Source organism: Eubacterium xylanophilum ATCC 35991, from assembly GCF_000518685.1.
In the GTDB taxonomy this organism is placed as follows: domain Bacteria; phylum Bacillota; class Clostridia; order Lachnospirales; family Lachnospiraceae; genus Eubacterium_F; species Eubacterium_F xylanophilum.
Genome location: NZ_JAEB01000042.1, coordinates 1 through 11,001 on the forward strand (window position 1 = coordinate 1; position 11,001 = coordinate 11,001).

Annotated in this window: 8 protein-coding genes; all 8 read right to left on the reverse strand. The window is 38.1% G+C overall.

Going from position 1 to position 11,001, the window contains the following annotated elements; all coding sequences use genetic code 11:
- Positions 1–203 precede the first annotated feature (203 nt).
- Positions 204–3,782, reverse strand: a complete 3,579-nt coding sequence (locus L877_RS14270) for a SpaA isopeptide-forming pilin-related protein (protein ID WP_207637245.1) — start codon at positions 3,780–3,782, stop codon at positions 204–206.
- A gap of 119 nt (positions 3,783–3,901) precedes the next feature.
- Positions 3,902–5,029, reverse strand: a complete 1,128-nt coding sequence (locus L877_RS13505; RefSeq protein WP_051437734.1) for a phosphotransferase — start codon at positions 5,027–5,029, stop codon at positions 3,902–3,904.
- An 18-nt stretch (positions 5,030–5,047) separates the two neighbouring features.
- Entirely contained in the window at positions 5,048–5,719 is a 672-nt protein-coding gene (locus tag L877_RS13510; protein ID WP_051437735.1) for a DNA alkylation repair protein, read from the reverse strand.
- A 140-nt stretch (positions 5,720–5,859) separates the two neighbouring features.
- Positions 5,860–7,089: a leucine-rich repeat domain-containing protein gene (locus tag L877_RS0107040; protein WP_026835468.1), complete on the reverse strand. Its 1,230-nt coding sequence runs from the start codon at positions 7,087–7,089 to the stop codon at positions 5,860–5,862.
- Positions 7,090–7,335: 246 nt separating this feature from the next.
- Positions 7,336–8,439, reverse strand: coding sequence for a L,D-transpeptidase family protein (locus L877_RS14275; protein ID WP_051437736.1), 1,104 nt, complete (start codon positions 8,437–8,439; stop codon positions 7,336–7,338).
- Between the two features lie 74 nt (positions 8,440–8,513).
- Complete coding sequence (locus L877_RS13520; RefSeq protein WP_084554817.1) at positions 8,514–9,251, reverse strand: Ig-like domain-containing protein; 738 nt, start codon at positions 9,249–9,251, stop codon at positions 8,514–8,516.
- Positions 9,252–9,561: 310 nt separating this feature from the next.
- A complete protein-coding gene (locus tag L877_RS0107055; RefSeq protein ID WP_026835469.1) occupies positions 9,562–10,752 on the reverse strand; it encodes a leucine-rich repeat protein in 1,191 nt (396 codons plus the stop codon).
- On the reverse strand, positions 10,727–11,001 hold a 275-nt coding region (locus L877_RS13910), incomplete at its 5' end, for an integrase core domain-containing protein (RefSeq protein ID WP_026835470.1). The genes L877_RS0107055 and L877_RS13910, both read right to left, overlap by 26 nt.

Genomic DNA, 11,001 nt, shown 5'->3' on the forward strand with positions numbered 1-11,001 from the left:
CAAATAGGCATGCCCCTCACGCCTTATCAATCAAGTCTCTCCCCATCTCGGGGCATGCCAATTCCTTCTTTTTCAAATAGGCATGCCCCTCACGCTTCTCAATCAACAAAGAGTATTAATAAAATCTCCCTTTTTTAGACAAAAAAATGAGCTGAGCACTAACAATTTTTTAATTGTTAGTGCAACAGCCCCATGCTTGGTCATTAGTCTTCATACTTTCTCTTGAATCTGACTTTTACAAATACAAGCATGCCAATTATCGCCATTGACAAAATAAGCAAAAACTCAGAAAGCATGAGAATTGTTCTATCTGAATCTCCTGTTTCTACTATACTGGTATAACTCTTTCCGGACTTTCCGGTAGTTCTAGTAGATGAAGATGATTTTCCTGTTTTCTTCTTTGAAGAAGAGGACTTGCCCGACTTACTTGACTTACCTGTCTTGCCTGATTTATCCGAACTTCCATCATCTTCTGATTCGTCCGATTCGTTCGAACCATCATCACTTCCACCATTAGATCCCGGTGAGTTTACTCCTGTCTCAGCGGTTCCACCATCATCAGATCCGTTGGATCCATTGGACTTATCGGTAGTACCTGTCATACTAGAGCCATTCGGTGTTGCCGATGGTGAAGGTGCCTCAGTCGGTGTAGCTGTTGGCACCAATGTCGGAGTAGCTGTTGGCTCATCCGTTGGTTTCATCGTAGGCGTTGGCTCTGCTGTCGGTGCCTCAGTCGGTGTCGCTGTTGGTGTATCCGTTGGTTTCGCCGTTGGTGTAGCTGTCGGTTCCGCCGTTGGTGTATCCGTTGGTGTAGACGTCGGTTCCGCCGTTGGTGTGGCCGTCGGTGTCGCCGTTGGAGTAGCCGTTGGTGTCGCCGTCGGCGTCGCTGTTGGCGTTGCCGTCGGTGTCGCTGTTGGTGTTGCCGTTGGTGTTGCCGTCGGTGTGGCCGTTGGTGTTGCTGTTGGTGTCGCTGTTGGCGTTGCCGTCGGTGTAGCTGTTGGCGTCGCTGTTGGTGTTGGTGTCGGTGTGACAACGGCATATGCATTTGCCACGTTGACATTTGAATCACCTTTTTGAACAACAACTTCCTTGATTTCTATCTCATATGAGCCACTTTGATTTCCGGCAAACATATATCCGTCAATCTCCACATACTCATTACTTGTTCCAACTTTCTCAACTACAGTATATTTCTCTCCTATCAGAAGATCATCGAATCTAACGGCAGTTGAACTCTGTCCCCCATTATCGCATGTAACTGTAATAGTCTTATAACTTGCATTAGCTGGGTCTGTCACGGTAAATTTTCCATTAGCATCCAAATATTTCCCATCCGAATCCTTTAATGTTACGCTAAAGTCTTTGCTTGCAAATCCGACCAGATTCTTGCCGTCCTGATCCACAACAGACTTTGTAACAACTATGCTTGAATACTTAGTGTCATTGCCGATGTATACAGTATAGCTCTGCTTTGTACTTTCAACAACATAGAGAGGATAAGTCACTCCATTATATACTACTTCTGTAGGATAAGTTCCTCTCGTTGGCGCAAAGAAGTAAAAACGCAAGGTGTCATCTTTATTATATCTATCAGGTGCAGCGCTTTCTGTAAGCTTATATACTACTCCACGCTTCAGATCACCAAATGAAACCTGACCATTTTCCTTTGTCTTCTTAGAAAAAGTAGTATTCGTATCTTCGATAGTATCTGTAGCACCTATCTTATTTGCCATCTCTGTCAGCTTAAATTCTGCGCCGGCCAGAAGCTTTGTTGCATCTCCGCTCTCATGCTTGATTACATTCAAAGTTCTAAGATCCGTACTAGAAGACGAACTTGCCGCACTTTGATGTACAACTGAATCAAAACTGTGATTTACCGTATTCTTGTAACCACCTGGCTTTGTGGATGAAAGCGTAGCTGAGTTGTTACTGTTCTGAAGGGTAAGTCTCTCTTCTGTTGAGAGATTTACTCTCGCATCATAAGTAATCGTATATGCAGTGCTATCTTTGAGTTTGAATTTCATACTTCTCGTTGATGGTTCATATGAAAATTCTCCGCTCGTAGGTGCTTTTCCATTAATCAGGACAGTATCCTGAACCAAATCATATGAACTGCTCATAACATCGTCTAACACCAATTCCTCGGTATCAGGATCAAGGTCAAGAGCAGCCGGGTTGACGGTCAAAGTATATTCTACATTTGGCGCTGTCAACTCATCATAATCATGACCCTTAGTCAAATCATCAGGCTTTGTATATGTATCTGATGCATTAGCGGTCATTATCTTATTATATTTATTATTCTTACCATAGTAAATCTCCGCAGTATTAGTATACTTCGCGGTCTTTTCTTCCTGTCTCTCTATCTTGGTATAGTAAGAAATCATAGCTCTTGCTTTTTCGCTAGTCTTGAGATGGGCGATAAGTTCATTAGAAAAAGTATATGTAACCTTAGTTCTTCCATCATTCAACTTTTCCTGAGATATGCTCACTCCATCTTTGATTTCATTATATGTATCTATATCTCGAACGATAACTTCATCTTCAACAAGAGATACATTAGCTGGAAGAGTATCAACCAGATATCCCTGGTCAGGATTTGTATTCACGACATTAGTGAGGATAATCTCCCAATTTAATTTACCCTCTTGAAGATTGTGATAAGTAGGATTAGCCCACTTGTCGATAGCGCCATCTATAGTAGTAACATCTCCCCATGATCTCACCTCATCAGGCGCCTGATCACTGGATGCTGTTGCCTTATTGGAAACCTTTCCGGTATATTTTCTATTAGTATAGAACTCTCTCGGATCATTTTCCTGCAAAAATGCATTGGCATCATCAAAATTATACATAGCTGGATTAATCTTTACAAGGTAGGTAACCCATCGCTCATCTCCATTCCCCATGGAAGGGATAGTTGCGTGAATCTCACTTCCCCCAATCGAATACTTCATATTGTAAGATGTGCTGTCGATGTACTCCGACAGATTTCTATCAGCATAGAATTCCGGTTCACTGTACAACGTCATACCCGGCCACATCTGATCATTGAATTGTACATTGGTATTGGTTCCTGTTGAAGTAATTCTGATGGTAGCCCTGTAAATATAGTCTCTGTCAGCAGCCGGTACCGAATTAGGCAGAGCACCTGGTGACACATGCTCCATTCTCTTCGAGATGGCCACTTTACTTGCAACCGCCGAAGGCTTGGCATGTACCTTGATAGAGACTACATCAGGGAATGTAATCACAATATCTTTTTCTCTTGTACCATTCTGTCCATCATTGACAATGCTACCCTGAAAGCTCAGAGCTCCAACACGTTTATCATGAGCACAGAATTGTTCATCAGTATACTGGATTTTAATTGTACTTTGCTTGGTTGTTTCATCCTTTTCGATGTGAAATGTTCCGACTTCATTAATTCCATCATAAATCGAAGTCGGCTGTGTACTACTAAAAGATACATTCTGAGGTAGCTTGTAGGTTAAGATGTCACTTGTGTCAAGATCTGTGGTGTCATCAAATGCCCACGTCATTCTAAAATACAAGGTATCTCCGTAGGTGATTTCAGGAATAGATGCTCCCTCCTGTGGATAAATCACTCTACTTCCGTCTGACTTGTCAACAATTGACTCCACTGCTATACTAGAAGCCTTATCTGCCAGCGCGTGAGTGCCTGATGCTTCAACCACCATAATCCCCATAAAAGGAGATATAACCAGCGATAATGCCATCAAAATAACAATAAGTCCACTTAAAACTTTTTTGGTTTTCATATCTTTCTTCCCTTCAAACTTTTTTTCATTTGTATTAATCAAGAAACTATACAAAAACCATTGTAGCATAAATACACTTCATGTGCAATTACTTTTTTTCGTGAAAATTTCGAGAAAATCTACGAAAACGTTATAGTTGAACTGATATCTAATACACACTTATTAATGCAAGCATCTCTCACTACATGATCATCATGTCTATTCATATAATCTATAATTCTCACACAACCAAGAATTATACATCTTCGCAAAGTCTTCATCCGCTCCCCATCATCGGCATCTCCCATATAACAGTCAAATATTCCGTCCCACAACGCTCTAGCCTGACTAACATCTATCCCAAGAAACTCTGCAGCCTTGGAGTCAATGGAAGGAAATTCCACATAAGAATTATACATGGTAGCTAACTCAAAAATAGGATCTCCTACACACATAGTATCCATGTCAATCAACATGCATTCATCATTACATAAGAATATATTTTTTAAGTGAGAATCCGCATGCAACAAGGTATTGCGCTTTGGAATATTTTCTATTTCTTTAATTAATTTATCATAAATGTCCGACGGAAATAAGTCTGATATATTCTTAACCCAATCCAATGTCATCTCTCTCATGTCGGGAAGTTTCCCCGGCTCAACCTCAATCTCGTGAATCTGATTGAGCATAGACACTACTTGACAACAAAAGTTGTGAAGATTCTCATCGCTTTCTAAAACATATTCCGTGGAAGGCTTGGCATCTATCATCTCGAATATTGCTCCATAACGATCTCCAACCCTGACAATATCATGAGTGATGGCCGTCGGCACACCCTTTACAAAAGCCCATCTAGCCGTCTCACGCTCTTTTTTGACATGATTAAGATCTGTCCCATGATTGTAAACCTTTACAATCGTATCAGGTGCTAATCTATAAACTTCACCATGCGCTCCCTTTCCTATCAACTCACATCCCTCTATACTAATATCGCGAAGTTTTCTCTCTACAGATACTATCTCAGTAAAACCCGTCACATTTAATATTTCATAAACTTCATCATTTACATTCTTCATAATCACGGATTTTACTTTTTTAGATAATCTCAATAAAACCCTCAATCCGGAACTTGATATGTACTCTAGCTCCTCCGCATCAATACTTACCTGATTCGCATCGTCTAATCCAGCTAGGAATTGCTGTAATTTATCTTCTAATTCATCTGAATTAGAACTGTCAATACGCCCTGATACCTTGAAATCCTTCATCTACTTTCACCAACCTTCTCATCTAAAAGTCTTTAGATATATCTTATGTTCATCGCTAACTCTGTAACTCTCCACCGCCTTCTGAATGGTCTTCTTGTGAACCCACTCATCAAGACGATGATTCTCGATATAAGGTACAGTTTCCTCATATCTCTTAGCAAGTGCTGTGGCAAAGTACCATGCTATCATCATCTTCAGATAATAATCCTCCCCACTTTTGGACGCAACAAGCTCAAGGTACTCTTCCTTAAAATCATCCCCCAGGTACTCATTCATCAGCATACGTATACCAAAGCGCGCAGTATATACATGAGCAGATCCAATCCACTTCTTCACATATGGAAGAAGCTTGTCATGATTCTTCTTAAATACCTTGGGTGATGATTGATCCGACACCGGCCAACAATCCACATATGGCAAGAATTCCTCAACCCTTTTTACGCATTCATCAAAATCCTTTATCAGTGCAATTATAAAAAAATGAACAAGATTTTCCTCATAATACTTATGCGGGAGATCTTTCAAAAAAGACTCCATTATATCGCTTTTGAAAACTTTTTTTGCCACCTCACGCATCTGGGGTGTTCTAACTCCAATTATAGTTTCACTATCAATATTCGGAACAAGCTTAGCTTGGAATTCTCTGTAATTTTCATCTTTTGCTTCCAACAATAATTCGTATACTGTCATAGGCCCCTCCTGAATTCATTTTTAATATAATTCTACACGCATCATATATGAATTGTCAACCAACATGTCTTTATGTCGTTCAACCATTTTCCAAGCTCGCCATGAGAAAAGCCGCTGACATCGTCAGCGACTTTATTACTTTATACATTTATGCTATATTCTTTTGAAAACAGTTCACTTTCTGTATCTCCGTCATCTCCCCAATACACTTTGACTTTTTTTGCATTCTTGTTATTGACTTTTATCTCAACCTTGTTTTTCTTAGGAAGATATTTACATACTATTCCAGCTTTTTTTGCTATCCCCTTTTTATCAAGATTCAATACAAAAGTTGTTGCATTTTTAGATGCCTTCTTATTACTAAACACCTTTATATGCAGATTTGAATTACAATCTTCGATCTTTGGATTCTTCAGCGTAATTGTAGTTTTATTGCCTGTTTTTTTCTTTGTAACTTTTTTAAATATTGCTTTATATACTGTTGGTTTAGAAATAGTTTTTCTTATCTTCTCCACAGTAATTCCAAAGTAGCTGGATTTTAACTTCCATCCAAAAAATACATACCCTTTTTTCTTTGCTTTTGGCAATTTTTCTGATGAATTATATGTATGCTTACTAATTCTTTTCCCAACAAGCTTTCCGCCTGATAATTTTAAAGTCACCTTATAACTATTCCACTTTCCTAAAACAACTTTTCCGGCTGGAACCTCTGTAGTCTTCTTCCCATCCACAAAAAATGTTTGCCACAAAGGATATGCTCCCAACCTCTTAGTTGGCAAAGGAAAAATCTGCGCCGATTGGTTATCTACTTTCATCAGATTATCAGCGTGTTCCAGTATTCTTCCTCCGATTTTTGCTACAGTTTTAGGAATAGTAATTTCCTTCAAAGAAGTACAATTATAAAATGCTTTCTTACCTATTTCAGTGGTTTTTTCACCCAGCGTAATGCTTTCGAGTTCATAACATCCTGCAAATGCCTCATCATCTATAACAGTTATTCCTTCCGGAAGAACAATTGACTTAATACTTGTATGAGAAAATGTTCCATTAATATCTCTTATACTTGTTGGAAGTTTTACTTCTTCTAGCATTTTTAGATATACTTTTGTAGAGCTATAATTAATCTCTGTAATTCCCTCATTAATTACAAGCTTCTTAATCTCTTCACTTGATCCGTTGGCAACATTTGAATCAACTGGTAACGAATCTACTTTTCCACTTCCTGATATCTCCATAGTTCCCTTGCCATCATCAATAAATGTAGCATTTTCTCCACATTTTCCTGAAATTTTAGCCTCTGTATCTGTTGAATACACTAGACAGACTGTTGTTAGCGCAGCAATTAATAGTAATAATTTAAGTGTTTTCATGGTTTTCTCCTTTAATTGTTTATTTGTTTCTATTCATCTTTACATGAACATGTTATATATTAAAATAATCATATGTCAAATTTGTGCCAATGAATTATATTTTTTTTCACATAACAGAATTCTTCAAAACAAAAGGCAGATAAAGAACCAAGATATCAGTTCTCTGTCTGCCTTGTTTTCATAATTTATTCACTTAATACAATAATACTGTCACTTCTTATACATCTAAATCGTTATCTATACAATTTAGACACCCGGATTTGCCGGCCAAATACTGCTAGGCCACGCATCATTAAAGAGATTCTTTGCCGAATCAATTACAATCACTGTATCTTTATCCACAATCTGCATAAATTGCTTCATATGGGACTCAGGAATTGCTACGCATCCTCCTGAAAAAGGTTTTGCTGCTCCGAAACAATGCAAGAAGATCGCAGATCCTAACCCCGGTGTTCCTTCAGCATTGTAGCTGATATTTAAACAATATTGATAATTGTAGGTGTAATCAATAATATGCTCGCTGTCATCCATCGCTAATCCAGGGTAATCTTTGATATTTACCAATTCATTGTAATGATAGTTTGGATCACCTGACCAATAGTGATCTGCCGTTACTTTTGTATATGGTATAGCACATCCCGGATCATCTGCAATACCAAAGGCGCGGTTAAACTTGAATTCTCCTACCGGAGTCATCAAGTCTCCTTCCTTAGTCTTGCCAAGACCATTTTTCCCGATAAATGCCGGTGTAGTTAGTCGTACATGCCAGGTTCCGTCATTTGCTTTCTCATGATACGAAAACCATGCACAGGTGGCCGTGTCACTGAATCCAGCCACAACAGCTAATTTTTTGGCATTCTTTGCTGCTTCCATTGCTCCAACCCAATCAGGGGATTTTTCGTCTATCAAAACCCCATTAGTTGTATTAACCGCAGCTGTCGCTGAAGGTGATTCAGGTGCTTTGGTTGCTGTGCTTTTTGAAACACTTTTAACAATTACTTTACAAGTCACTTTTTTCTTACCCGCCTTTGCGGTCACCTTTGCGGAACCAGCTTTTTTAGCCTTTACTGTACCTTTTTTTGAAACACTTGCAACTGATTTTTTGGATGAACTCCACTTTATCTTTACGTTTTTAGGTTTTATTGCTGCCTTCAAAGTGAGTTTGTCTCCTACTGTAAGTGTTGCCTTTTTTACTGCGAGCGAAAGTGATTTTGCTTTCTTTGAAGCTGCCTTAGCTGTATCTACTGTACCTGCCAGTTTTCCTTCCGGAGCTACAACAGTGCTCATAGCAAGAATTGCTACCATTCCCGCCACCTGTATTCGTTTTCTTGTTTCTAAAAATTTCTTCATTTTATAAAACCTCCTTGTTTTGAAATACATTATTTTTCTGGTTAACACATGGTTCTTAGAAGTAAAATAGTATACTATTGTCTGTCAAAATATGCCTTTCCACTGCATATGAAATATGTTCTTATAAATCCATCTTGCGATAAGAATACTATTTCATTTGTAGCTTCCAAGTAATAAATATGATCACTATCTTCTGCTTCAAGTTTATGTAAAGATGCAGCATTATTTATCAATGCATTTGCACCATCCAAGTATGCTTTTTCGGATGTATATCCCATCTCAGCTCCATGTTTATTATAATGCTCTGTTAAATAAGAGGGATATCTAAAATTATAGTAGTTATTATTTGATGTAGGCGTTGCTGTTTCATCAACAAGTGCTGCAGGCATTGCTGTTTCATTAACAAATGCTGCAGGCGTTGCTGTTTCATTAACAAATGCTGCAGGTGTTGCTGTTGCAGTAGCAGATGATGTAGTGTTAGAAGTATTTTGAATTTTTTTCTTCTTAACTATAATCTTGCAATACAATTTCTTTCCGGAAACTTTTGCGTAGACTCTAGTTTTACCAGCCTTTACAGCTTTTACAATACCCTTAGAATTGATTTTAGCAATATGTTTATTATTTGATTTCCATTTTACTTTCTTTTTTGTGTTTTTTACGCGTAACTTATATTTCTTGCCAATTTTAAGAGTTATAGATTTTTTATTTAGTGATACTTTTTTTGAAGCATCAACATAAAACATATTTGCAAACAATGCACATGTCAGTGAAAAAATCAGTAATAGACTGGAAATCTTCTTTTTATTCATCATATCTCTCCTCCGTTCTATGTAGATCTATTGCTCTTGTACTTCCAACGATTTAATTATATCACATCCTGCCATAAGTTGGAAGTTTTTGTTCGTTTTCACAACACATATTCAACATAAACAAAAAAGCCCTTGATGATAAAACTAATTATCATCAAGGACGGTAAATCAAATTTATACCGCGGTGCCACTTTGCTTTGTGGAATACCACACACTTATCAGAGTACCAACATACTCCTTGCAGCTTACGTATGCATTCACGTCATGGAATACTCAGCAAAAATCTGCCTTTGGCCATGCCCTCAGCGGCCCATTATAATAAGATTGTCTTATGACCGAACCAGATACTTTCCAAATCTTCTTTTGTTACGACATCATCTCCCACTGGTGAAGTGCTTCTCTGCTTCAATCTAACATAGTATTTTTTCCCGGACTTAAGTTTTGGTATTGTTACCTTAATCCAGTTTTTTTTATATCTTTGCTTTTGCTTAAATGTCACTTTATATTTTTTATATGATCCAGTAATCTTAATCTTTTTTTCTTTATTACCTACAACCATATAGGCAACACCTTTTTTTGTAGGATTATATACTTCTACTCGTTTCTCATCGCTTCTATTCTTTTTAGAAGAATAAGCAATACATAGATTAGCCGAATTATAGTTTGTACATTTAACCTCAAAACTCTTCTTTTTAGCCTTATACTTGACCTTAGCAAACTGTGCATATCTAGTCTCTTCACCAGCCATATATACACCTTGAGGGTTCAGTTTTCTAATTCCATTTGACCATTTATCCTTAAATGACCATCCCATGAACTGATATCCCTTTCTCTTTGCCTTAGGAAGAGTCATATTTTCTCCGTATGTATAGGTTGTTGGTGTCTTTCCTACTATCTTGCCTTTATTTAAGACTAAGTTCAGTTTAAATTTGCGTGGCGTTCCTATTGCCGTCTTACCCGGTTGAACCTCGCTCACTTTCTTTCCATCAACATAGTATTCATATCCTACCAAAAGTTCTGTTCCACTTTTAGGAACTTCTACTGCAATTGAAGAATTGTTGACTATCTTTTGTAGATTAACGCACTTTAGAAATGCGTTATTTCCTATTTTGCTTACATTCTCAGGAATTGTAATCTCCTTAAGATTTGTCAGCGACTCAAATGCTGAATCTCCTATAGTTGTAAGCGTACTTGGTAACTTCAAAGTATAACAGGCTCCTTCTGCAAGAGAAAAAGCTCCTAGCTCAGTGATTCCCTCCTGTACTGTTGCGTCTCCAAAAGTGGATATACATCTTTCTGTAAGTGCTCCGCTTCCAGATATTACTGTATTTATGAAATTCCCTTTTGAGTCACTTTCTACCTCTTTGTAAATTCCTTCTTGAATTTGATACTTTGTTTTCTTTGATGTCTCAGCGCTCGAACAACTAACTATGAAATTGTCAATATTGGTTGGCAGATTTCTTTGGGAAAATTTATCACTATGCCGCAACGGGCTGTGAATCATAGTATTTCCTGCGTTTAGCTGCAGGAGGGAGTCCTCCGTTAGCAGAGCAGATCCTTCGGTTGTTCCAATAGGACATGAAGTACCTCCAGATAACTGTTTTTAACTCTTTGACAGTCATAGATTTGGTATCATATCTATCGTAGAGAAGCTCCGTTTTGAACCTTGCCCACATACTCTCGCATCGAGCATTATCATGACAGCGACCACCGTCACTATTCATACTTTGAACTACGCCGCATTTTTTGATAG